This window comes from Chitinibacter sp. ZOR0017 (genome assembly GCF_000799095.1).
In the GTDB taxonomy this organism is placed as follows: domain Bacteria; phylum Pseudomonadota; class Gammaproteobacteria; order Burkholderiales; family Chitinibacteraceae; genus Chitinibacter; species Chitinibacter tainanensis.
In genome coordinates this window covers 233,795-257,308 of sequence record NZ_JTLG01000044.1, presented here as the reverse complement: position 1 = coordinate 257,308, position 23,514 = coordinate 233,795, and the positions used below count along the sequence as shown (strand labels likewise).

22 protein-coding genes and 1 riboswitch are annotated in these 23,514 nt (G+C 59.1%); of the genes, 6 read left to right on the top strand and 16 right to left on the bottom strand.

Translation table 11 applies throughout. From position 1 onward, the window contains the following. Positions 1-106 precede the first annotated feature (106 nt). Genes L991_RS14355 through L991_RS14305 form a run of 11 tightly spaced genes read right to left on the bottom strand, consistent with a single transcriptional unit; the run spans position 107 to position 10,258 of the window. Positions 107-898: an ABC transporter ATP-binding protein gene (locus L991_RS14355; protein WP_047396772.1), complete on the bottom strand. Its 792-nt coding sequence runs from the start codon at positions 896-898 to the stop codon at positions 107-109. Next, a complete protein-coding gene (locus L991_RS14350) occupies positions 895-1,902 on the bottom strand; it encodes an iron ABC transporter permease (protein ID WP_052190916.1) in 1,008 nt (335 codons plus the stop codon). The genes L991_RS14355 and L991_RS14350 overlap by 4 nt, the downstream gene beginning before the upstream one ends. After that, positions 1,899-2,792, bottom strand: coding sequence for a cobalamin-binding protein (locus tag L991_RS14345; RefSeq protein WP_047396707.1), 894 nt, complete (start codon positions 2,790-2,792; stop codon positions 1,899-1,901). The genes L991_RS14350 and L991_RS14345 overlap by 4 nt, the downstream gene beginning before the upstream one ends. Then, on the bottom strand, positions 2,789-4,069 hold the full coding sequence (locus L991_RS14340) for a cobyrinate a,c-diamide synthase (RefSeq protein WP_052190915.1): 1,281 nt from the start codon (positions 4,067-4,069) through the stop codon (positions 2,789-2,791). The genes L991_RS14345 and L991_RS14340 overlap by 4 nt, the downstream gene beginning before the upstream one ends. Positions 4,070-4,087: 18 nt before the next feature. Further along, complete coding sequence (locus L991_RS14335; RefSeq protein WP_047396705.1) at positions 4,088-4,537, bottom strand: YiiD C-terminal domain-containing protein; 450 nt, start codon at positions 4,535-4,537, stop codon at positions 4,088-4,090. Further along, positions 4,534-4,785 carry a VF530 family DNA-binding protein gene (locus L991_RS14330; protein ID WP_028450688.1) on the bottom strand — a complete coding sequence of 84 codons (252 nt, stop codon included), beginning with the start codon at positions 4,783-4,785 and terminating at the stop codon, positions 4,534-4,536. Before L991_RS14330 ends, L991_RS14335 begins: the two co-directional genes overlap by 4 nt. Positions 4,786-4,840: 55 nt before the next feature. Further along, positions 4,841-5,443: a cob(I)yrinic acid a,c-diamide adenosyltransferase gene (cobO, locus tag L991_RS14325; RefSeq protein ID WP_047396704.1), complete on the bottom strand. Its 603-nt coding sequence runs from the start codon at positions 5,441-5,443 to the stop codon at positions 4,841-4,843. After that, positions 5,440-6,321: an ABC transporter substrate-binding protein gene (locus L991_RS14320; RefSeq protein WP_081986696.1), complete on the bottom strand. Its 882-nt coding sequence runs from the start codon at positions 6,319-6,321 to the stop codon at positions 5,440-5,442. Before L991_RS14320 ends, cobO begins: the two co-directional genes overlap by 4 nt. 9 nt (positions 6,322-6,330) lie before the next feature. Further along, positions 6,331-7,401, bottom strand: coding sequence for an aminotransferase class I/II-fold pyridoxal phosphate-dependent enzyme (locus L991_RS14315; protein WP_052190914.1), 1,071 nt, complete (start codon positions 7,399-7,401; stop codon positions 6,331-6,333). Positions 7,402-7,432: 31 nt separating this feature from the next. After that, positions 7,433-8,416 carry an adenosylcobinamide-phosphate synthase CbiB gene (gene cbiB, locus L991_RS14310; protein ID WP_047396703.1) on the bottom strand — a complete coding sequence of 328 codons (984 nt, stop codon included), beginning with the start codon at positions 8,414-8,416 and terminating at the stop codon, positions 7,433-7,435. A gap of 3 nt (positions 8,417-8,419) precedes the next feature. Beyond that, entirely contained in the window at positions 8,420-10,258 is a 1,839-nt protein-coding gene (locus L991_RS14305; RefSeq protein WP_047396702.1) for a TonB-dependent receptor domain-containing protein, read from the bottom strand. A gap of 122 nt (positions 10,259-10,380) precedes the next feature. Next, positions 10,381-10,599, bottom strand: a riboswitch (cobalamin riboswitch). 187 nt (positions 10,600-10,786) lie between these two features. Here L991_RS14305 and L991_RS14300 point away from each other — a divergent pair. Genes L991_RS14300 through L991_RS14290 form a run of 3 tightly spaced genes read left to right on the top strand, consistent with a single transcriptional unit; the run spans position 10,787 to position 13,710 of the window. Beyond that, positions 10,787-11,356 carry a GbsR/MarR family transcriptional regulator gene (locus L991_RS14300; protein ID WP_028450693.1) on the top strand — a complete coding sequence of 190 codons (570 nt, stop codon included), beginning with the start codon at positions 10,787-10,789 and terminating at the stop codon, positions 11,354-11,356. A 3-nt stretch (positions 11,357-11,359) separates the two neighbouring features. Further along, the gene (locus L991_RS14295) at positions 11,360-12,676 is read left to right on the top strand and encodes a cytochrome ubiquinol oxidase subunit I (RefSeq protein ID WP_051259084.1); all 1,317 of its coding nucleotides are present in this window, start codon (positions 11,360-11,362) and stop codon (positions 12,674-12,676) included. A gap of 11 nt (positions 12,677-12,687) precedes the next feature. Continuing rightward, positions 12,688-13,710: a cytochrome d ubiquinol oxidase subunit II gene (locus L991_RS14290; protein ID WP_047396701.1), complete on the top strand. Its 1,023-nt coding sequence runs from the start codon at positions 12,688-12,690 to the stop codon at positions 13,708-13,710. Positions 13,711-13,764: 54 nt separating this feature from the next. Here the strand turns inward: L991_RS14290 and L991_RS14285 are convergent, their stop codons facing one another. Then, positions 13,765-16,536 carry a M16 family metallopeptidase gene (locus L991_RS14285; protein ID WP_047396700.1) on the bottom strand — a complete coding sequence of 924 codons (2,772 nt, stop codon included), beginning with the start codon at positions 16,534-16,536 and terminating at the stop codon, positions 13,765-13,767. A gap of 66 nt (positions 16,537-16,602) precedes the next feature. Between L991_RS14285 and L991_RS14280 the strand changes: the two genes are divergently transcribed. Beyond that, on the top strand, positions 16,603-17,130 hold the full coding sequence (locus L991_RS14280; RefSeq protein WP_047396699.1) for a DUF4231 domain-containing protein: 528 nt from the start codon (positions 16,603-16,605) through the stop codon (positions 17,128-17,130). After that, complete coding sequence (locus L991_RS14275; RefSeq protein WP_047396698.1) at positions 17,130-17,540, top strand: hypothetical protein; 411 nt, start codon at positions 17,130-17,132, stop codon at positions 17,538-17,540. Before L991_RS14280 ends, L991_RS14275 begins: the two co-directional genes overlap by 1 nt. Positions 17,541-17,575: 35 nt before the next feature. Here the strand turns inward: L991_RS14275 and L991_RS14270 are convergent, their stop codons facing one another. Next, positions 17,576-19,285 carry an EAL domain-containing protein gene (locus L991_RS14270; RefSeq protein ID WP_051259085.1) on the bottom strand — a complete coding sequence of 570 codons (1,710 nt, stop codon included), beginning with the start codon at positions 19,283-19,285 and terminating at the stop codon, positions 17,576-17,578. A 172-nt stretch (positions 19,286-19,457) separates the two neighbouring features. Between L991_RS14270 and L991_RS14265 the strand changes: the two genes are divergently transcribed. Next, a complete protein-coding gene (locus tag L991_RS14265; RefSeq protein WP_047396697.1) occupies positions 19,458-20,303 on the top strand; it encodes a 23S rRNA (adenine(2030)-N(6))-methyltransferase RlmJ in 846 nt (281 codons plus the stop codon). Between the two features lie 125 nt (positions 20,304-20,428). Here L991_RS14265 and L991_RS14260 read toward each other — a convergent pair whose 3' ends face one another. The 3 genes from L991_RS14260 to leuB form a co-directional block, all read right to left on the bottom strand. Continuing rightward, the gene (locus L991_RS14260; protein WP_047396695.1) at positions 20,429-21,352 is read right to left on the bottom strand and encodes an Asd/ArgC dimerization domain-containing protein; all 924 of its coding nucleotides are present in this window, start codon (positions 21,350-21,352) and stop codon (positions 20,429-20,431) included. Positions 21,353-21,479: 127 nt separating this feature from the next. Next, the gene (locus L991_RS14255) at positions 21,480-22,244 is read right to left on the bottom strand and encodes an ABC transporter substrate-binding protein (RefSeq protein ID WP_197053906.1); all 765 of its coding nucleotides are present in this window, start codon (positions 22,242-22,244) and stop codon (positions 21,480-21,482) included. Positions 22,245-22,347: 103 nt separating this feature from the next. Beyond that, positions 22,348-23,412 (bottom strand): 3-isopropylmalate dehydrogenase, encoded by a 1,065-nt coding sequence (gene leuB, locus L991_RS14250; RefSeq protein ID WP_047396693.1) that lies wholly within the window; start codon positions 23,410-23,412, stop codon positions 22,348-22,350. Between the last annotated feature and the right edge of the window lie 102 nt (positions 23,413-23,514).

The window sequence follows — 23,514 nt, the reverse complement described above, 5'->3', positions numbered from 1 at the left end:
GGCAGCGCGCCGCGACTGCCGATGCACAGTCACGGGCAACACGCTCAGCAACGTGCCTCAATCACCAAAAATGAAGCCCACCGCCGGGCCCGACCCGGCCGCCGGCTTAGGCCGGCGCCTGCGGTACAAACCAGCGCGTTCCCTGCTGGCTAAGCTCAGATACAGGGTGATGGTATAGCTCGCTAAGGCTTTGGGTATTGAGCACCCGATCACATACCCCCGCCTGCCAGCGCCCATCGCCAAACAGCAGCAAGGCGTGGGTGGCAAATTGGGCAGCGTGATTAGGGTCATGGCTCACCACCAGCAGGCTACGGCCTGCCGCGCGCTCGGCACGCAGCACCTGCAAGGCTTGTTGCTGATGGCGCACATCCAGCTGCGAGAGCGGTTCGTCCAGTAACAGCAGCGGCGCTTGCTGGGTTAAGGCCGTGGCCAGCGCCACCCGCCGGCGCTCACCGCCCGACAGGCTGGCCAAGTCGCGCTCGCCAAAGCCCTGCAAATCCAGCCGTGCCAGCTGCGCTTCAGCCAGCGCCAGATCGGCCGCGCCCTCCCAAGCCCAGCGGCTCAGGTGCGGGTGGCGGCCGGTAAGGGTCTTTTCCAGCACCGAGAGTGGAAACGGGCATTCGTCCTGCTGGGTTTGCCAGGCGATCAGCCGGGCGCGCTCGGCCGGCGGCACTCGGCACAAGGGCAACAGTCCGCCCGCCGCGGCGAGCTGAACTTCGCCCGCAGCCGGGGCGCGCCAGCCAGCCAGGGTGGCCAGCAAAGTACTTTTGCCACAGCCGTTTTCCCCCAGCACAATCCAGGCTTCACCCGGCTGGATGGTGAGCTGCAAATCGCGCACCAGCTCGCGCGAGCCTTGTTGCAAGCTCAGCTGTTGTACCTGCATTAACGCTGCGGTCATGCCCGCCCCCCGCCCGCGCGCTGGGCCAGCAACCATAAAAACACCGGCACCCCCAGCAGCGCCATCACCACCCCGACCGGCAATTGCTGTGGCGCCAATAATGTACGCGCCAGCATATCGGCCAGCAGCAGCACCACGCCACCGGCCAGCGCCGCCGCCGGCAGCAGCAAGCGTAAATCCTGCCCAATCACCAGCCGCAAGGCATGCGGCACAATCAAACCCACAAAGCCGATCATGCCGGCGGTGGTCACCGCCAGTGCACAGGCCAGCGCCGCGGCGAAATACAATATCCAGCGCAACATGGTGTGATTCAGTCCCAGCGAAAACGCGGCTTGCGAGCTCATGCCCATGATGTTCAGCTCACGCGCCAGCGGCCACAGCAGCAGCAACATCAGCCCCAGCATCACCAGTGCTGGCAGCCAGGCCGCGCCGGCCAGATCGCCCATCAGCCAGAAAATCATGCCGCGCAACAGGCCATCGGGCGCCATGCTCAGCAGCAAGGACGACAGCGCACCACAAAACGCCGCCAACGCCACGCCGGTGAGTAGCAAACGTGTCTGGGTGCTGGATTGATCGCGCCCGGCCAGCAAAAACACCACCACGATGGTCAGCAAAGCCCCTGCGCCGGCAGCCAGATTTACGCCCCAGATACCCACCCCCAGTAATAGCGCCAACAGCGCGCCCACACTGGCTCCGCCGGAAGTACCCAGGATATACGGATCAGCCAGCGGATTGCGCAGCAGCACCTGCTGCAAGGTGCCGGCCAGCGCCAGCAGCCCGCCCACGCCAATCGCCGCCAGCGTGCGCGGCAGGCGGAGCGCCAGCACCACATCGCGCGCCAAAGCGGCTTCCGCTCCCCCGCCCCACAGCTGCCACGGGCGGTAATTAGTGCTACCAAAACACAGGCTGGCCGCCACGGCCAGCGCCAATAGCAATAGCAACACGCTCAAAGTACTGATAACACGCCGCGGCGTCAGCCGCGCGGGAGCCGCCGCGCGACTCATTGCCGGCGCACCTTATCCACCGCCTCACACATGGCCCGGGTGCCATCCACCAGCCGTGGCCCCATGCGGTTCACGCTGTCTTTAGGCAAGACGTAAAACTGTTTGTTTTGTGTGGCTTTCAGGTTTTTCCACTGCTGCCACGGCGCCAGCCAATCGGTTTTCATGCCCGGCTCGCCACTGGTCATAATGGCATCGGGGTTGGCGGCCAGCACGGCTTCTACATCGACTTTCGGGGTTAAATCCGGCAAGTGGCCAAACACATTCACCGCGCCACAAATGCGCATGGCATCGGAGATAATCTGTGTGTTGTTGATGGTCATGAGCGGGCGATCCCAGATCTGGTAAAACACCCGCACCGGCTTGCGACCGGCATAGGTTTTTTGCAGCTCGGCCAGCTGATCGCGATAGCGTTTGGCCGCTTGCGCCGCGCCCGCCTGCTGACCGGTCAGCACGCCCAAGCGCTCCAGCACCGTGGGCACATCGCCCAGTTTTTTCGAAAAGGTCAGAAACACCGGCACGCCCAGCGCCTTTACCTGCGCCAGATGCCGCTCGGGGTTGCCAGTGGCCCAGCCCACGATCAGATCGGGCTGCAAAGCGCGGATGCGCTCCAGATCAAAACCGTTGTAACCGCCAATGCGCTCAATCTGATTGGCTTCGGGCGGGTAATCGCTATAGCTCACCGCGCCCACAATCAGCTTGCCAGCGCCAATCGCGAACAAATCTTCAGTCACATGCGGGGCCAGGCTGATAATGCGCTTGGCCGGCTGCGCCAAGGTAATGCTGGTGCCCAGATCATCTTTCACCGTCAGCGGGGCCGCCGTGCTGGCCAGCGCCCATGCACTCAGGCTCAGGCCCAATACCCAATCACGCAGGTGGCGTTGCAAACTCATACTTGTGCTCCAAACAATGCGGCCGTGGCCACCGGATTAGCGGCAAACCAGACATGCAAATAACTTGCCCGCAAATACCCATGCCGGTATACCGCCTCACCGCTAGATCCTAAGCGGCATGGCGTAGCATACCCCTCGGGGGTGAGTGTGGTTTGCAGGGTGGAATAATGAAAGGTGTGCCCGCGCAGCGCGCCTGCCCCCAGATCGATCTGCTGCGCGCCCAGCGCCGCCAGCCGCGTTTGCATCTGCCCTTGCGCTGGCAGCAGCCCCCACATTGGTTGCACTTTCCCATCGCTCAGCGTCAGCGCTTCGGCCAGCGCCAGCATCCCGCCACACTCGGCCCAGATCGGCCGGCCCGCTGCCAGATGCGCCGCTAAATCCGCCGCGATGCTGGGATGCGCGGCCAGCGCCGGCGCATGCAACTCGGGATACCCGCCCGGCAGCCACACGGCATCACACGCGGGCAAAGCCTCGTGCGCCAGCGGCGAGAACGTCACCACCTCGGCACCCAGCGCACGCAGGCAGGCCAGATTGGCCGGATAAATAAAGCAAAAGGCCGCATCCTGCGCCACCGCAATCCGCCGCCCCGCCAGCAGGGGCGGGATGGGCGCGGCCGCCGGTGCGCTCAATGCAGTCGGCGCGGGTAACTGGGCAATCGGCTGGCTGGCCAGCATCTCGGCCAGCTGATCCAGCCGCGCCGGCAAATCGGCCACTTCATGCGGCTGCACAATGCCCAGATGCCGCTCGGGCAAAGGCTCGCCCCGCCCCACCCAGCCTTGCCACTGCGCCGCCGGGCAGGCTTCTTGCAACATTTGCGCATGCCGCTCACCGGCCACTTTATTGGCCAGCACCCCATAAAACGGCAAATCAGCGCGGTAATGCGCCAAGCCAAACGCCAACGCGCCAAAAGTTTGCGCCATCGCGCCGGCATCAATCACCGCCAGCACCGGCAAGCCAAATTTCACTGCCAGATCAGCGGTGCTCGGCTCGCCATCAAACAGGCCCATCACCGACTCGATCAACACCACATCGTAATCACGCGCAGCTTCGGCCAGCATCTGGCGGCACAAATCCTCACCCACCAGCCACAAATCCAGATTATCCACCGGCGATCCGCTGGCAAACCCCAGCAGCAATGGGTCAAGAAAATCCGGCCCGCATTTGAACACCTTCACGCGCTTGCCCTGCCGGCGATACAGCCACGCCAAGCCCGCAGTGATGGTGGTTTTGCCTGAGCCCGATGAAGGCGCGGCGATCAGTAATACAGCGGCACTCATAGCAGCGTACCTTGTGATTTAGTCATGGATTACATAATTCCCGCGAAAGCGCACCGCTACACCCTGCGCGGTGACAATCTGCACCGCGAGTTCAATCCGCCCGCGCCCTTTGCGCTGAAACAGCTTGAGGCAGCGCTCAAACTCGGCATCGCTGTTCAATTCGCAGCGCGCCTTGATGGTTTCAACCACCGGCAGCAGGTATTCAATCTGCGCATCCTGGATCACGATGTGCGCGTGCAGGCCGGCGGCGTACAGACGGGCAAACACCATGCTCCAACCGGCCAATACCGCCACCGCATACAGGCTGCCGCCGAATGCCGTGCATTTGTGATTGATATTGGGCGCCAGCGGCGCAGAAAGCTCGATGCACTGCTGGCTGGCGCTGCTGACACTCAGGCCAATCTCGCGGGTGAGCGGGATTTCCTCATGCAGCGTGCGCGCCAGTAGCGCGGGCAGATTATCACTCATGCGCGGCCATCATCTTGGCTACGCAGGGCCAGATCGAGCGCCTCTACTTGCGCGCGCGCCCACGGCGTGCGGCGCAGAAATTTCAGGCTGGATTTGATCGAGGGCTCATTGTAAAAGCACTGAATCGGGATCCGCCGCGCCAGCTCTTTCCAGCCGTAATAGGCCACCAGATCGTTGAGCATGGTTTCCAGCGTAATACCGTGCTGCGGGTTGTTTTTCTGGCCACCGGCCGGGGTTTGGGCAGTCATGGGCGCTCCTGACGATAGTGCGGGCAAGGCATAACTAGCCATACCCCCAGTGGGTTTACCATTCCAGACCTTTCTGCGCTTTGATCCCGGCGCGATACGCATGCTTTTCGTCTTGCAGCTCGGTAATGGTATCGGCAATCTCGCGTAGTTCGGCCACTGCGGCGCGGCCGGTCACCACCACGTGTTGCATCTCGGGGCGCGATTCCAGATCGCGAATCACCTTGCCTTTATCCAGATAGCCATACGAGAGGCAATAAGTCAGCTCATCAAGCACCACCACGTCGTAGCTTGGGTCGTTCAGCATTTGCGCGGCCAGCGCCCAGGCTTCTTCGGAGCGGGCTCGGTCGGCGGCAAAATTTTGGGTTTCCCAGGTAAAGCCATCACCCATCACATGCCAATCGCAATGCTTGCCCAAAAAGGCTTCTTCGCCGGTGTCGGTGCGGTTTTTAATAAATTGCACCACGCCCACTTTCATGCCGTGGCCAATTGCGCGCGCCACCATACCAAAGGCTGAGGATGATTTACCTTTGCCATTGCCGGTGAGCAAAATCAGAATGCCGGTGTCGAGATTGGCTTCGGCAATATGCGCATCGATAATGGCTTTTTTACGGGCCATGCGCGCGGCGTGGCGCGCTTCGCGGGTAGTGTCTTGGCTCATGCAGCAGGCTCCAGGGCAACAGCGGTAATCAGGGTTTGTAATTGCGGCAAGCCGCGCGTAATCGCGGTAATACCGGGCACCAGCAGATCGTGGCTGGCTATTTCGTGTACTTGTTGGCGCGCCAGCGCCGGCACGGCCGCCCAGCCCGCTCGCGCATACACTTGCGCCGGGTCTAGCGGCTGGCCACACCAGCTGGCGATCATCAGTTCGGGCGCGGCGGCGATGACTTCGTCGGCGCTCACCGTGCGATCTTTCGCGGCCACCGCGCTCGAGCGAGCAGCAAAAATATCTTCGCCGCCAGCGATCTCGATCAGCTCGGAGACCCAGCGGATGCCACTATACAGCGGGCTATGCCATTCTTCGAAATACACCCGCGGTCGGCGCGGCAAGGTCGCGGCCTGCGCGCGGGCGGCGGCGAGCGTCGAGTTCAGCTCAGCAATCAGCGCTTGCGCCTGTGGCTGGCAATCGAGCAGCCGGCCCAGCGTGGCAATCATGCCCAAAATACCGGCGATGCTGCGCTGATTGAAAAAATGCACTTCCAGCCCAGCCTGAATGCACTCTTTCACAATTTCGCCCTGCAGGCCGGAATACGCCAGCACCAGATCGGGCTGCACGGCAAAGATCTTTTCGGCCTTGGCGGTCGAAAAGCCGCTGATGATCGGGTGCAGTTTGGTTACCCCGGCCGGATGGCGGGCAAAGGCGGTAATGCCGGCGATGCGGTGCGCTTGGCCCAAGGCATGCAGCACTTCCACCGTTTCGCTGCTTAGGCAGGCAATGCGCTGCGGGCCGGCGCTGCCACAGGTGGCGGGCACGGCAATCTCGGCTGGCGCAAGCTGGAGGTCGGCAGGCTGGACCGGCGCGGTAGTCACATCATTCATGCGGTTTCCTTACAGGGGGTCGGCAGGGCCGATTTGCGCTCGCGCCGCGGCGAGGCGGCTGGCAAAGCGGGCGCGGTCGGCCTCGGCCACCGGGCCAAAACGCAGCGCGCTGGCGCCGGCATCGGGGGTATTGAATACACGGGCATAGATTTTCTGGCTTGCCAGCGCATACCCCCACTGATCAATGACATCGGCACTCACCGGACAATACTGCAAGAGCGGATGGCTGGCCGCAACGGTAAGGCCATGCGCTTGCAAAGTCTGGCTTAGCCAGGCCTGATCGGCCTGCAGCCGCGCCAGTTGCGCCTGCTGCCAGTCGCGATCTTGCCAGGCCAACTGCGCCGCCCACAGCGCGGGGCCGCTCACCGCCCACGGCCCCAGCCATTGCGCCAGCGCGGTGCGGATAGCCGCCGGCGCGTACACCATACCCAGCCGCAAACCGGCTAGGCCAAAGAATTTCCCCACCGAGCGCAGCACGATCAGCCCCGGCTGTTCACCGGCAGCCAGCAAGCTAGTTTGGCTACCTGCCAATGCGGGCGCGTCGATAAAGGCTTCATCCACCACCAGCCAACCACCGCGCGCTGCCAGCTGCGCCGCCCAATCTAGGAGCGTGGCGCTCGGCCAGCTGCGGGCATCGGGGTTATTCGGGTTCACCAGCACCAGTACATCCAGCGTGGGGATGGCCGCCGCAATCGCATCTGCCGCCAGCGCACTCACCTGATGCCCGCCCAGCTGCCAGCGCCAGCCATGCTCGGCATACGCGCCGCGCAGCACCCCAACCCGGGCGCGCCCGCAGGTCTGCAGCCGCACAATCGGCAAGCCGGCAATCGCGGCCTGGCTCCCCGCCACCGGCAGGCCCTCGGCCGCACCATAATACGCGGCCGCCGCAGCGTGAAAGTTGGCATCCGGGTGGGCCAGATGCTGCACCACCGCCGCCGGCAATGGCGGCAATGGATAGCTATACGGCGCAATGCCGGTCGAGCAATCGATCCAGTCGGCCCGGCTACCACCAAAATTGGCCATGATGGTGGCCAGATTGCCACCATGGCGCGGGGGCTGACCCGTGAGTAATTGCGACATTAGTAGTATTTCCGCGCAGGGTTAAACGGCATTATCCCCACCCCCACTGCAGCACCAGCAACAGCACCGCCAGCGCCAGTTGCAAGGCAAAACAGCGTTGCACCAGCCACAGCGCGCGGCGCACATCGGCAGCCTGCGGCACCCGGCCGGCACCCAGGGTGGGGCGCTCTTCCAGCCGCCCATGATAAACCGCCGGCCCGCCCAAGGCGACGCCCAGCGCTCCGGCGCCACTGGCCATCACCGGCCCGGCATTCGGGCTATCCCACTCTGGGGCTTGGCGCCGCCAGCAATGTAGCGCCAGCCGGGTTTGGCCCAGCAGCGCGTAGCTCAGCGCCGTGAGGCGGGCGGGAATAAAATTCAGTACATCATCAAGCCGCGCCGCCACGCGGCCAAACTGATTAAAGCGTGGCGTGCGATAGCCCCACATTGCATCCAGGGTATTGGCCAGCCGGTGCAATAGCGCGCCCGGCCCGCCCAGCAAAACAAACCAGCACAGCGTGGCAAACACCGCATCGGCGCCGTTCTCCAGCGTGGATTCAATCGCGCCGCGAGCGATGGCCGGATGTTCCAGCGCGGCACAATCGCGGCTGACAATCCGCTGCAAAGCCGCCCGCGCCGCGGGTAAATCGCGCGCCTGCAGCGGCCGCCAGATGGCAATCACATGCTCATGCAGGCTGCGGGCGCCCAGCGCAAACCACAGCAAGAACCCATGCCCCAACACCGCCGCCGCGCTACTCGCCCAGTGGCTGGCGCTCAGGGGCATGCTCTGGGCTTGAGTCTGCAATAGCCCTAAGCCAGCCGCAAATACCCCGGCAGGTATCACCACCAAAATCAAAACACATAAGCCCCCCCGGGCAATACCTATCTTGCCAGTATTGCACCGCTGCTCCAGCCACTGGGCAAAGCGGCCAAAGCCGACCAGCGGGTGCCAGCGCTGGGGCTCACCCCACAGCGCCTCCAGCACCAGCGCAAGCCACAAGGCCGGCAGCAGTAATTGGGGGGCAAACCACAGCATGGCTTACTTTTGCGGCGCCCAGCGCAGTGTCAGCATGCCATTCAGGCCCAGCGTGCCGTAGTCGTAAACCTGGATGTAATCGCGATCAAACAGATTATTCACCCGGGCATTCACGCTCCAGTCTTTGGTCAGCTGGTAATCGGCGCTCAGATTCACCACGCCATAGCCCGCCAGCGTCACGCGGCCAACGCCATAGATGTCGTCATAGCGTTTGCTCTGGCCCTGCACTTCTGCACGCAGCTGCCAGCCATCGGCGGCATAGCCGGCATAGGCCAAAGCGCTGTGCTTGGCGCGCCGCGCCAGTTGCTGATCTTTTTGCAGATCTTTGGCATCGAGGTAGTCGTAGCTCACGCCCGCCAGCCAGTTGCCGCTCTGCCAATCGCCGGTGAACGTAATCCCCTGCAGGCGCACGCGCTCGACATTGCTGACGGTATTGGTGCGGGTCAGGATGAAGTTTTTCACTGTATTGCGATAGCCCGTCAGGCTCAGCTGCAGCGCATCGCCACGATAGCGGGTAAAGAGCTCGCCACCGGCGGATTCTTGCGGTTTCAGATGCGGATTACCGTAATTGGGGAAATACAGATCGTTAAAGGTCGGTGCTTTGTAGGCGGTACCGTAGCTACCCCCCAGTTGCCACTGCTCGCTCAGCTGATAGCTCGCGCCCGCGCTGCCGGTGGTTTGGCGGCCGAATTGCGAGTTATCGTCGCTGCGCAGATTACCCTGCAGGCTCAGCGCGCCCAGCTTGGCCAGATAGCCACCCAAGAAACTATTAATGCGGCGCTGGTCTACATCGTATTTGGTGGTGCCAGAGACTTCCTGATTCAGCGTCTCGGCGCCCAAGGTGGCCGTGCCCGGGCCGACTTGAATATCATTGAGCCAGCTTATTTGAGTTTGCTGGGTTTTAAACTGGCTACGCTCTTTGGCCGCAGTCGCGGCCGGCGCATAGGTGTAGCTATTGTCGAGGCTTTGGCCCACTTGCAGGCGGCTATGCCAGCGCTCGGTAAATTGATTGCTGCTGTATACCTGCAGCGCGCCGCTGGTGCTTTCATCGCGATAATCGTAAACCTTCGGCGCGTAGGCATTGTCGTAATGACTTTCGCTGTCGGCCACCAGCAGGCTCGCGCCCAGCTCATGCCCTGTGGCCAGCTGATGGCTCAGGCTCAACGAGCCGCTGGTATTTTCATAGCCATCGGCATCGCTGTTGTACTTGGCGTATTTAGGCAGCACCAGCGCGCTAATGCCGTCGGTTTTGTAATGGCTCACGCTAGCGGCGTAGCGGGTTGTGGCCGTGCCGCCACTCAGGCTGGCACTGGCTTGCAGGCTGTCTTGCGTGCCCATGCCTAAGCTAATGGCCGGTTGCATGCCGGCTTGGCCGCGCTTGGTAAAGATCTGGATGACCCCGCCAATGGCATCAGCGCCATACAGGCTGGCCGCAGGGCCACGCAGGATTTCGATGCGCTCAATCTGCGCCAGCGGAAGATTCTGCAGCGCGGCCGTGCCGGTGGTGGCCGAACCCACGCGCACCCCATCAATCAGCACAATACTTTGATTGGTATTGGCACCGCGGATAAACAGATTCATCGCTTTGCCCGGGCCACCATTGCTGGCAGTTTGAATGCCGGGCTGGCGCGCCAGCACTTCAGGCAGGCTGCTCTGGCCTTCGCGGGCCAGCTCGGCCGCGGTCAGGATAGTCACATCACCGATCACTTCGCGCTCGGGCTGGGCAATGCGCGATGCGGTAACCACGATCTCTTCAAGCGGCTCGGCGGTGTTTGCGGCCTGGGCCAGCAGTGGGAAAGTCGATAAAACTACGAGGTATAACTGGGAAAGACGCGTATTCATTAGGGCCTCCGGCAATACACCCACAGTGTATTGCTGTTTAAAACCGACAGAGGCCACGCGTTAGCCGGATCGAACGATCCTGAGTTCACGCGCGCGGGCACCCTGCCGTGCGTTTCGCTGCGCCAATGCGCAGCCACCGAGGCCGGTATCCGGACTGATCAGTGACCCACTTGCGGGCCGATCGGTCGCCTTCCCATTCGCGATGCGAACAGTGGCTGCGCGGGGCGCATGACCGACTACACTGATTTACCGTTGCAGGGGCAGTACAGGCTTTTCACCTGTTTCCCGTTTAAAGGCGGGCAGCAATTGCTGCGCGCCTCACCTTGGCTGGCGCGCATTGTAGCCCAATCGCCCTGCCATTGCCTGACGCGAATATGACAAAGTCAATCGCCAGCGTTTTAGTTTTTATCAATCAGCCAGATAGCAAAATACAATCGCCTAATTTTTGGGCAGCCCATTGTCAAGCTCACCCCCGCTGGAATATGATCCAGATCAAATTTCAAAGATTACTGAAAATTCAAAACGTTTATGAAGCTCACACCTTTGATCCAATCTTTCGTGCTGCACTTTGGCGAAATGGGTAGCCGCTGGGGCATTAATCGCACCGTGGGGCAGATTTATGCGCTGCTGTTTGTCAGTGAAAAACCGCTTAATGCCGACGAAATGGCCGAGGCGCTGGGCTTTTCGCGCTCGAACGTCAGCATGGGGCTCAAAGAGCTGGAATCGTGGCGGCTGGTAAAGCTGCAGCATTTTCCCGGCGATCGGCGCGAGTATTACTCCACCCCGGAAGACGTGTGGGCGATTTTTCAAACCCTGGCCGAAGAGCGCCGCAAGCGCGAAGTGGAGCCCACCCTCACCATGCTGCGCGGGGCGCTGATGGAAGAGCCGGGCAACGACGCCGAGCGCTATGCGCAGGCGCGGATGGCTGAAATGCATGGGCTGATTGATCTGGTAACCAGCTGGTTTAGCGATATTCAGAAACTGGATGTTGAAACGCTGGAAAAGCTGATGAAGCTCGGCGCGCAGGTGCAAAAGTTCTTACTGTTTACCCAAAAACTGCCCTTTATCGGCCAAGACGCCGCCCGCAAGGAGGAATAAACCATGCCACCCGATGCCAGTGTGCTCGATCCGCTGTTATTGGCCCGCATTCAATTTGGCGCCAATATCACGTTTCATATCTTGTTTCCCACCATCAGCATTGCGCTCGGTTGGGTGCTGCTTTTTTTCAAGCTGCGCTTTAATGCCACCGGCGAAGCCAAATGGCTAGATGCCTATGCATTTTGGGTAAAAATCTTTGCCCTGACTTTTGCGCTGGGCGTGGTTAGCGGCATTACCATGAGTTTTCAGTTCGGCACCAACTGGCCAGGCTATATGCAAACGGTGGGTAATATCGCCGGGCCGCTATTGGCCTATGAAGTGCTAACGGCGTTTTTCCTAGAGGCGACGTTCCTCGGGATTATGCTGTTTGGCCAGCAAAGGGTCTCCAACCGGATGCATACAGTAGCCACCGTGCTGGTGGCGGGCGGCACAACGCTGTCGGCATTCTGGATTTTGGTGCTTAACTCTTGGATGCAAACCCCGGCCGGCTTTGAAATGATCAATGGCCAAGCCCATGTGACTAGCTGGCTGGCGGTGATTTTTAATCCATCCATGCCTTATCGCCTCACGCATATGTTACTGGCCTCTGGCCTGACGGTGGCGTTTTTACTGGCTGGGGTTTCGGCGTATCGCTGGCTGGCCGGCCAGCGCACCGGCGGCGTCCATGCCAGCCTGAAAACCGGCGTGTATCTGGCTGCGCTCTTGATCCCGCTGCAGATTTTTGTCGGCGATATGCATGGCCTGAATACGCTCAAACACCAGCCGGCCAAGCTGGCGGCCATCGAAGGCGTGTGGCACACCGAGCGCGGCGCACCGCTACTGCTGTTTGCCCTGCCCAATAGCGAAACGCGCAGCAATGACTACGCGATTGGCATCCCGAAACTAGCCAGCTTGATTCTGACGCATGATCTGAATGGCGAAATCAAAGGCCTGAATGAGTTTGTGGGCGAGCATCCGCCAGTTGCGAAAGTATTCTGGTCGTTCCGTGTGATGGTGGGCGTGGGTGTGCTAATGCTGCTCACCAGCTGGCTGGCCGCCTGGCAACTGCGCCGGGTGGGCGAGCCAGCCCCCTGGCTGGGTCGGGTGTTAATCGGCATGACCTTTAGCGGCTGGATTGCCACCGTGGCCGGCTGGTATGTGACCGAAATCGGCCGCCAGCCTTGGCTGGTGCAAGGCGTACTCAAAACCGCTGATGCGGCCTCGAATGTGGCGGGCGGCATGATCTTGAGCACGCTGATCATGTATCTGGCGCTGTATGTGTTCTTGCTCGCCTCGTACATTTCGGTGGTCTTTTATCTGGCCCGCAAAGCCAAAGCTTGAGGAGTGACATCATGACGGGCATTGATCTGGCCTATTGGCTACCAGTAATTTTTGCCGCCCTGATGGTGGTGGCGATGTTTGCCTACGTTGTACTGGATGGGTATGACCTTGGCGTTGGTATTTTGCTTGAGTTAGCGAGCGATACCCCACAAAAAGATCAGATGATCGCCGCGATTGGCCCCTTCTGGGATGCCAACGAAACCTGGCTGGTACTGGGGGTGGGCCTATTGCTGGTGGCATTCCCGCTGGCGCACGGTGTGATTCTCACTGCACTGTATTTGCCGGTGGCGCTGATGCTGCTGGGGCTGATTTTGCGCGGGGTGGCCTTTGATTTTCGCGTGAAAGCTCAAGCGCAGCACCAGCCGCTGTGGAATCGCTTGTTTTTCGTCGGTTCACTCTTGGCCACGGTGGCGCAGGGCGTGATGCTGGGGCGCTATCTGACCGGCTTTGCACCGGGCTGGGCCGCCTGGGGTTTTGCCCTGCTGGTCGGCCTAAGCCTGATCGCCGCCTATGCCCTGCTGGGCGCGGGCTGGTTGATTATGAAATCCACCGGCGAGCTGCAACAACGCGCCGTGCGCTGGGCCAAAGCCAGCTTAGGTTTTGCCGCGCTGGCAGCACTGCTGGTGTCGGTGGCCACCCCGGCTATCAGCCCGCGGGTATTTGAGCTGTGGTTTAGCCTGCCGAACTTCTTCCTGCTGGCCCCGGTGCCACTGGTATCGATCGCCCTGTTTGCGGTAATGGCGTACAGCCTGCCTAAACTCGCCCAGCGCCAGCAGCAAGGCAATGATAATTTCTGCTGGCTACCCTTTGCGGCGACCGTTGGGATTGTGGCGCTGTGCTTTTTCGGGCTGGTGTTCAGTATCTTCCCGCATCTGGTGATCGATCAGCTCACCATCTGGCAAGCCGCCAGCAGCCCCGAAGCCCTGCTCATCATGCTCTTCGGCGCCGCGATCGTGCTGCCGACCATCATTGGCTACACCATCTACTCGTATCGGGTGTTCTGGGGCAAGGCGCGCGAATTACAATACACCTAAGTGTCTTTTATCTCGCAAGCAAAAGCCCCAGCCTTATTTGGCTGGGGCTTTTTGTTATTGCTCAGCTAATAATTTGTCGAATTTCACTTCATTGCGACAATTAAACGTACCGGAAGTCCAGCGAGAGGGCTTGAGCCAATCCTGCAAATACTGATGTAGCTGGGCCGGCGTGTAGTTTACTTCCTGCATAGCAACACTCCCACCTGTACCATTCCACATCCAGCTGCGCGAAACCCAATACGCCCGCCATACCGGATCACGGACTATTCGCTCCAGCATCTGATTCATTTTGGTATTGGTTAATTCAGCCGTTTCAGCCGTGGTCGGTTCTTTGAAGAGCTTTTTCAACACCTGTTCCACCGAAGCCACTACTTCCGAACAACGCCCATCATCATGCTTGAATTCAAAAGTCATTAGCATGCCTTGCGCTGGGCTTAGCGCTGTCGAATATTGCACGCCATAAACATCACCAGCCACCTCGCGCAAAGCCTGATTCAGCGCATCATGAATCACTTCGCTCAGGGCCAGCCCCAGCATTAAGTTATCTTGCGATGCCGCTAATGGCACATCAACCTGCAAGACCCGCCATGCTGTGCTACCGCGAATACGCTGTTTGACTTGCGAGGGTGAATTTAATCCCAGCCATTTCTGTCCAGCCTTGGCAGGCTCAGAATTTGCCGCTGTCACAGGCAAATTAGCGAGATATTTTTCGAGCAAGGGCTGAGCTTGCTTGGGCTCTACGCCTGCCAACACAAATTTGAATTGAGCCGGATTACCCAACAGTTTTTGCTGTACCGTCTGCAATTGCGCCAGATTGGCTTCAAAATCCGTGCTGTACCAATCCTCTTTATAAGGCCAATTCTCGCCGTAGCGGCTCTCACTCAGCGAGGCATAGAGAGAGTTAGTCCCGCTGTAATAGCTTTGATATGCCATTTTCTGGCTTTCATCCAATACTGCAGCATCAAACTTTGGCCCTTGCAGGAAATAACGCAGGCCGAGCAACAAGCCCTCCAAACCATCGGGCACCGAAGTGGCTGCAATTTGGGTGGAATCGGGATTAAAGTCGGCGCCCATGGTGAGCGAGTATTCGCGTAAAAATTGCTGGTATTCGGCTGAACTTAAGCCACCAAAGCCAACCTTGCTATGCACATACGGTAGCACCAAGGCCGCGCGATACAGTTTTTTATCCTGTAAATGCACAATGCCAAGGGGTGAAAAACCGGAGAGTGCGATTTTATTGCTCGGCGTTTTGGCGGGGATCACCAATATTTCTATCCCGTTGGGCAGGTAAAAGGTGACTCCCCCAGTGGCGGCATCAACACTCTGCCGGCTGATCGTCTGTGGCACTAGCCCTGCCGCGGCAGATGATGACCCTTTTCCATTCAAGGCCGGCAGTTGCTGCGCCCGAACTTCAGCCATCATGCTCTGCAATGAAGACAGCGAAAAACTGGTGAATGATACGAGATTACTCGGTTGCAATACAAAGACCATTTGCCCTTTGGCATCGAGCAGATTTTTCCAACGCTGCTGCAGGCCCTCAGGCGTAACCTTGGCCGCTAGCTGCTCACGCAATTGCTGACGCTCTTCCGGTGTGATCAAGGGATAACCATAACGCACATGATTCAGCATCCGATTTACCCAGCTTTCATTGCTGAACACACGAGCGCTCTCCCGCTTGAGCTGCGCTGCAGTCGCTGCAATTTCTTCGGCTGTAAACCCATGCTGCTCGGCGCGTACAAATTCCTGATACAGCTCGCGCAGTCCATCTTTCAGCCGGTTGTCCTTCACCTCAAGCTCAAACGATAGTTCAATCTCCCGGTTGGGGATGATCCCCCCCGGTTTTTGATCCATTTCGAGCCGCTGCAGCGCACTCTCGGTCTGAAGCGAACGCTGCAATAGGCGCTTTTCCAAGATTCCGGCGATCACCTCATCGCTGTAAGCAGTCTGCAGATCATAGCCCTGCCCTAATTGCCCAAGCCGCCACGACCATTGCAAGGTCGATTGGGCAATGCCTAAGTCGCGATCCACAAACTGCTGCAATGGCTGCAAGGGTAAGGTGGCCTTAAAATCAGCCGCGGCTTCGCCACGCACTAAAGGAGCAAATAGCGTTTTAATCTGCTGCTCAATTTGTTGCGGATCGATATCTCCTGCCACCATCACCACCATGCGCTGAGCCTGATATTCGCGCTGATAAAACTGCCGCACTTTTTGCAAGGTTGCGGCACGAATCACCGCCTTGTCGCCAATGGGCAGTCGCCGGGCATAGACCGAATCGGGGATGAGCGTGTCATATACACTTTGCCAATATTTGGCACTAGCCTTACGGGTAATCTCTTCGGCCAACACAATTTTCTGTTCGGCTTGAAAATGTGCATCCTCAAAGGTGACACCCTGCCCAGCCCAATCGGCCAGCAATTGCAAGCCAGCCGGCATTTGCGCGGGTTTGAGTGATAATTCGTAACGGGTATATTCTGGGTAGGTATGGGCATTCGAGTCGGCCACCACACCTTCGCGTTCGAGCAATGCTTTAATCTGCTCATGCGTAAAGTGTTGGGTTCCCCGGAAAGCCAGATGCTCCAGCAAATGGGCAAAGCCTAATTCCTGATCTTGTTCGTGCACCGATCCCACATTCACCAGCAGGTGGGCCTGCACTTGCCCTGCTGGCTGCAGATTGCGTTTAATGAAATAACGCACCCCATTTGGCAATTCACCATGCACCACGCTTGGACTAACCGCCAGTACCTGATTACCCGCCCAAGCGACAGGCGTAACCAACCCCCAAACCACCAATAACATAAAGCCCAGATAGCGTTTTGCGCGCCACATGGTTGACTCCCTATTTTTGTTTTTAAATCGTTGCGAGCATGCTACTGCAGTGCGTCAGGAGCGTCCATGCGCGAACGGCACTGTTATGATGGGGTTTTCACTTACATCAAAATGATGGATCACGACATCACAGCGCAGATCATTACGCAGCACCCGGATATCCGGGTGCGGTTTTTGCTCAGCAAAATCATCCGCCATCAGCGCTATAGCGAGCGCAAAAGCCAGCAGCTCAAGCAAACCACCTATACCCTCAAATTCTCGCTCTTAACCCTCGCGGCGGCTTCCACCGTGGTGCTGGGGCTGGAATGGCCATGGCTGGCTCCCTATGCCAAAAATATCGCCTTGGTATTGGGGGCGCTGATGACGCTATTGGGCGGGATTGCCAGTTTTTTGAATATCGAAGAATACTGGATGCGCAACAACACCATTCACCTGAAGCTACGTGCGCTACGGGATCGGCTGATTTACCTCACCGCCGAATTGCAAGCCATTGAAGACGATGTGCTGCAAGGCTTTATCAATGACTATCAGGCCATCACCGAAAGCAATATCAATTATTGGGCCGAGGCCATTGCCGAACGGCAGGGCCAGTAATGCCGGCGTTTTATCGCCGCCGGCGCACGTATAAATACACGCTGGATACGCCCTATCAGCTCGTCACCCCGCTGCGCCCGCCGCAGACCGTGGGCAATGGTTTTCTGCGCTTGCATCCGGATGGCACTTTGGCCATCGCGGCGCATTACAGCTGGGATGGCGCCAGCGGCCCTATGCCGGATTTGCCCAGTATTGTGCGCGGCTCGCTGGTGCATGATGCGCTGTACCAGTTAATTCGCGAAGGCGCGCTGGCGGCAAAGCCCCACCGGCGTGAGGCCGATCAGCTCTTGCGCAGCCTGTGTTTGGCCGATGGTATGTCGTATCTGCTGGCGCAATGGGTGTATCTATGTGTGCGGGTGTTTGGTGGCCTGTTTGTACGCTCACCGCAGCGGGCGCTGCGCAATACCTAGGCAGGTATCGCCCCCAAATCAATATAAATCAGTAGCTACAGCAACATACCCTCAGCCTGCAAATAGGCTGGCACCTTATTAGCCTCCAGCGGCCGGCTAAACCAGTAGCCCTGAGCGTAATCTACCCCTTGCGCCGCCAGCCAGTCGGCTTCGGCCGGTGTTTCCACCCCTTCGGCCACGACTTCGAGCTGCAGCGCTCGCGCCAGATCAAGCAAAGCGCGGCATACCTGCTGCTGGGCCTGATTGTCGGGGATATTCTTGATCAGGCTGCGATCAAACTTGAGCTTACTCAGCGCAAGGCGCGACAACATCGCCAGGTTCGAGTAGCCGGTACCAAAATCATCCATATGAATCGCAATGCCCGCCGCGGTGAGCTGCTGCAGCGCTTGCCAGGCATGCTGGTCCATCAGCGTGGACTCGGTCAGCTCCAGCTGCAGCAAAGGCTGCAAAGCAGGCGGCAAGGCCTGCACGCGTGCGATCACGCTTTCGGCAAAACGGCCATGCGCTAACTGCAGCGCCGAGACATTCACCGCCACCGGTAGTAAAGGCTGGCCAGCCGCCGCCCAGCTTTGCAGCTGCGCCATCGCTTCTTCCAGCGCCCAATCGCCAATCGCGGCGATAATGCCGGTTTGCTCGGCAAAGGGAATAAACTGCAGCGGGCTAATCTCGCCGCGCAAGGGCTGATACCAGCGAATCAGCGCTTCAAAACCAGTCACCTGCCCATCTGTCAGCCGCACTTGTGGCTGATACACCAGGCGAAATTCGCCACGCTCCAGCGCCTGGCGCAATTCGCGCTCCAGCTGCAATTGGCGCACCGCATCTTGCGCCATGATGGCCTGAAAACCGCTCACCCGCCCACGCCCGGCGGCCTTGCCCTGATAGAGCGCGACATCGGCATGCTTGAGCAATTGCCCGCCGCTGTGCCCATCGGCAGGAAAACTGACACGCCCCGCGGTGAATCCGAGTGGAAAATCCAGCTCTTCAATCCGGATACTCTGACTCAAAAAGCGCCCCAGCGCTTCATCGATCAAGGCCAATTGCGCCTGCGGCGCCAGCAGGACAAATTCGTCGCCACCCAGGCGAAACACCTGCTCGCTAATCGATTGCAGCCGCTCGCCAATTTGCACCAGCGCGGCATCGCCCGCGGCGTGGCCAAGCGCATCGTTAATCCGTTTGAAATGATCCAGATCGATCAACCACAGCGCAAACGGTAGCCCGCTGCGTACCCATTCGGCCAGCTGGTTTTCCAGCGCATGGCGGTTATAGAGCCGCGTGAGCGGATCATGTTCAGCCAGCCAGCGCAGCTGCTCTTGGGCGCGTTTGCGCTCGCTGATATCGCGGGCAATGCCGGCTGTGCCAATCACCTGCCGCCCCTCGCGCACCGGCACTTTGATCAGCTCCATCCAGCGCTGGCCGTCTTCTACATGCTCAAACGGATGCTCCTGCCGGATTGCTTCGCCTGATTCCACTATGCGTAAATCATCTTCGCGATAGCGCTGCGCCAGATGCGGCGGCGAAAGGAAAAAATCGTCTTTCCCCAACAGCTGGCGGGCATCGGCAATGTGCCAGATATCGCAAAAGGCTTTGTTCACCACCACAAAGCGCCCCTCGCGATCTTTGGCCCACGCCAGATCGGGAATACTATCCACCAAGGCCTGATAGCGCCGACGCAAGCGGCGGGCGCGCCAGGCGTACACCAGCAGCGCCAAACACAACAGACTCAGCCCGATTAGCAACCAGCCCATGCCTACCTCACGATAAAGCCATAAGCCATTCTAAGCACAATGCGCGCGCGCGGTGCGGTTTTGCGCTGGGAATGTCACTTGTACCTACACTGGCGCGCATGGCCGCTACGCGGGCGGCTAGGTGGGGGCTGCGGTTTAGCGCTAAAATAGGCGATTGTTTTGCAGGTGCCCCATGCTCAGTTACCGCCACGCCTTTCACGCCGGCAATCATGCCGATGTGCTCAAACACGCCGTTCAAACCTTGCTGCTGGATTATCTAAACCAGAAAGACAAGCCGTGGTGGTATATCGATACCCATGCCGGGGCCGGCGTGTATTCGCTGACCGAAGGCTACGCCACCAAAAACGCCGAGTACAACACCGGCATTGCCCGTATCTGGCAACGCCAAGACCTGCCTGCGCCGCTGCAGCGTTATGTCGAGATCGTGCGCGAACTTAATCCGGGCGAGCGTTTGCAGCTGTATCCGGGCTCGCCCTATGTGGCACAGGCCTTGCAGCGCAGCGATGATAAATTGCGACTGTTTGAGCTGCACAGCAGCGATGTGCAGCTCTTGAGCGACAATTTTGCCAGCGCCGGCCGCGCGGCCCAGGTGCAGCATGCCGATGGCTTTGCCAGCATCAAAGGCGTTTTGCCACCACCGCCGCGTCGCGCGCTGATGCTGATCGACCCCCCGTATGAAGACAAACACGATTATGTGCGCGTGGTCGACACCATGAAGCTGGCGCTGGAGCGCTTTGCCACCGGCGTGTACGCGATCTGGTATCCGGAGCTTTCGCGCCCTGAAGTCAAGCAGATGCTGGATAAACTGAAAAAACTGCCGGCCAAAGGCTGGCTGCATGCCGCCCTCACCGTCCATAGCCCGCGCGCCGATGGTTTTGGCATGCACGGCAGTGGCATGTTTGTGTTTAACCCGCCGTGGACGCTGGCCGAATCATTACAAACCTCCCTACCGTATCTGGTGCAACACCTTGGTATTGATGGCGGAGCGCGCTATACCCTGGAGCAACATACCAGCTAAGGCAGCTTAGCCCTCGCAAGGCCTTAGCTCGCCGCGAGTGTGCGATGTTGCTCGTGCAAGCACAAAAACAAAAAAGCCCCGCACTGCGGGGCTTTTGCTTTCAGGCGAACAAGTTACTCAGCGGATTACAGCAGGGCTAACAGCAAGGCTGCTGCGCGAGCTGGCAAGCGGGCATTGTCAGCCACCAGCCACAGCGTAACCGTCAGGCCATCGTTCGATACTTGCAGCTGATTCGCCCAGATTTTGTCGGCGCCAATTGCATCTTGCGGGGTAGCAATGCCGGCGGCGCCGTCCACTTGCAGGAAAAACAGTGCTGGCGAGGCTTGCAGCGCGGCTTCGATTTGCGCGCGGGTTTGTGGCTGGGCCAGGCGCACGCTCAGGCTCACGGCATGGCCGAAGAACACTGGCGCGTGCGTCAGGGTCAGGCTATGCAAGGGCAAGCCTGCGGCCGCCACTTCCTGTTGCACCCGGTTGATGGCTTCAGCATCGGTCACCGGCAGCAGATTAAAGGCCAAACGCTTGGGATAACCACCCAGCTCGACTTCCTGCTGGGCAAACAGTTGCCGCGTTTGCATCGACAGCGTTTCAATCGCGTTTTTGCCTTCACCCGAAGCCGACAGCAGCGCGCTGGCCGCCACAAACTCAGGCGCTGCCGCGGTTTTCAGTGCATCCAGCGCGGCGGTAATCATCGAAGTCACCACTTGCGGCAGGCTCACCACTTGCCCGCGCTTGGCCGCGCCCACCGGCGCATTAGCACCACCAGTCAGATCAATCACCGCCACGCCCGCGCTGGCGGCTTGCGCCGCATAGCGGGTGGCTAGCGCCGGCTCGCCCACAAACAGCGCCGCATCCACATGGGCAAAATCAAAGGTTTCCAGATCCAGAATCGGCAGCACTTGCTGATTGAGCTCCAGCGTGCCGGCTTCTTCGTCATCGGCGAGTGGGTACAGCGCGCCAAGCTGGATCGGCATTTCGACCAACACATCCAGAACAGTTTGAGCTGCGGGGGTATCTGCACCGACGAGCGCAACAGAAATGGCTTTAGACATATACTCACTCCAGGTATCCAAATAAAACAACCGCACGCGACCTGCTGGCCGGTGCGGTGAGTGGGTATTTTACCTTTGATCGCGCCGCAAGCCTACCCACCTTGCGCGGCACAGGCTGGATGGGCGCTTATTTGGCCTGATTAATGTCTTTGCGCGCCTGATCGAGCAAGGTATTGAGCTGGCCACTTTCCAGTAATCTGCGCAGGCCAATATTAAATTCAGTCGCCCAGCGCGGGGATTTGGGGTTTTTGCGATCAAGCACGACATGCAGCGGCGCACTCCAGTAGGCTTGCGGCGGGCACACGATATTTTTGCGCTCGTCTTCGCCCAGATTTTGCGCGATCAGATACGGGCCTACTTCGACATCAATCGGCAAGACATCGATATAACCGGCATTGAGTTTACGCAGATTGCTCACGTCACTATTGCTGGCATCTACTTTTAATACGCCGGCCTTCACCAGATTATCAAATTCATCCGAGTAAAAATTGCCCGAGGTAATCCCGATACGGTACGTGGCGAGATCGGGCAGTTTTTTCCAGCTGATTTCGCGCCCGCGCTTCTGGCAAAACACCATGCTCAGCGACAAAATCGGATCGGTGTAGATCAGGTCTTTTTCGCGCTCGGGGTTTTTGGCCCAGCCAAAGCCACCCTCATACAAGCCCATGCGCACCCCATCAATCGCGCGCTTATTCGGCACAGCCACCAGTTTGGCGGTGATTTTTTGCTGCGCAAATGCAGCTACCACAATGCGGGTAAGCAAGCCTTTGTGCGGCAAGGCATCGCCCATATAGGGCGGATATTCTTGCAAGGTGAGCGTGATGTCTTCGGCGTGCGCCGTACTCATCCAGACACTGGCCACGACCCCGAGGACCACTAAACCGGCTTTCATGGCGTTCTCCCAAACTGTGCTGGCAAGTTTTAGCATACGCTGTGCAGTAAAAAAGAGCCCCGCAAGGCTCTTTTTTGGCTTACAAACGGTACGGCGCACGACCTTACAGCGCCGCCACCACCGCATCACCCATTGCCGAGCAGCCGACTTTGGTCGTACCCGCTTCATAGATATCGGCCGTGCGCAGGCCTTGGGCCAGCACTTTTTTCACGGCGTTTTCTACGCGTTGCGCGGCGGCTTCGTTATTGAAGGTGTAGCGCAGCATCATCGCCACCGACAAAATCGTCGCCAATGGGTTGGCCACGTCTTTGCCAGCAATATCGGGCGCCGAGCCATGGCTTGGCTCGTACAGGCCTTTGTTATTCGCATCGAGCGAGGCACTTGGCAGCATACCAATCGAGCCGGTCAGCATGGAAGCTTCATCGCTCAAAATGTCACCAAAGATATTACCGGTGACCACCACATCGAATTGCTTCGGTGCTTTCACCAGCTGCATGGCGGCGTTATCCACCAGCATATGGCTCAGCTCGACATCCGGATATTCCTTGGCTAGATCGGTCATGATCTCTTTCCAGAATTCGGTGGTTTCCAGCACATTGGCTTTATCGACAGAGCACAGGCGCTTGCCGCGCTTTTGCGCCGCTTGGAAGGCCACATGGCCAATGCGGCGAATTTCGCTTTCGGCGTACAGCATGGTGTTAAAGCCTTCGCGCTCGCCCGCTTCATTGGTGCGAATACCGCGTGGCTGACCGAAGTAAATATCGCCTGTCAATTCGCGCACGATCAGGATATCGAGGCCTGACACGACTTCTGGCTTCAGCGTTGAAGCATTGGCCAATTCCGGATACAGAATCGCGGGGCGCAGATTGGCAAACAAGTTCAGATCTTTGCGGATGGCCAGCAAGCCACGCTCTGGGCGCAGCGGGCGATCGAGCTGATCGTACTGTGGGCCACCCACGGCGCCCAGCAAAATCGCATCGGCTTCACGCGCCAGTTTTTGCGTGAATTCTGGATACGGCGCGCCGTATTGATCATAAGCTGCGCCACCCAATGGGGCTTCCTGCAGCTCCAGCGCCAGGCCATCTTGCTGCAGTGCCAGCAGGACTTTTTTCGCCTGAGCAACAATTTCGGGGCCAATGCCGTCACCGGGCAGAATCAGAACTTTCATAATGCTCTCGTCGTGGTGTTGAGTGTCAATGCAAAATACTAATGGGTATAGGTCTGCAGTATTGATCTAGATTGGCTTACAGCCCAATACCCCTAGCAAGAA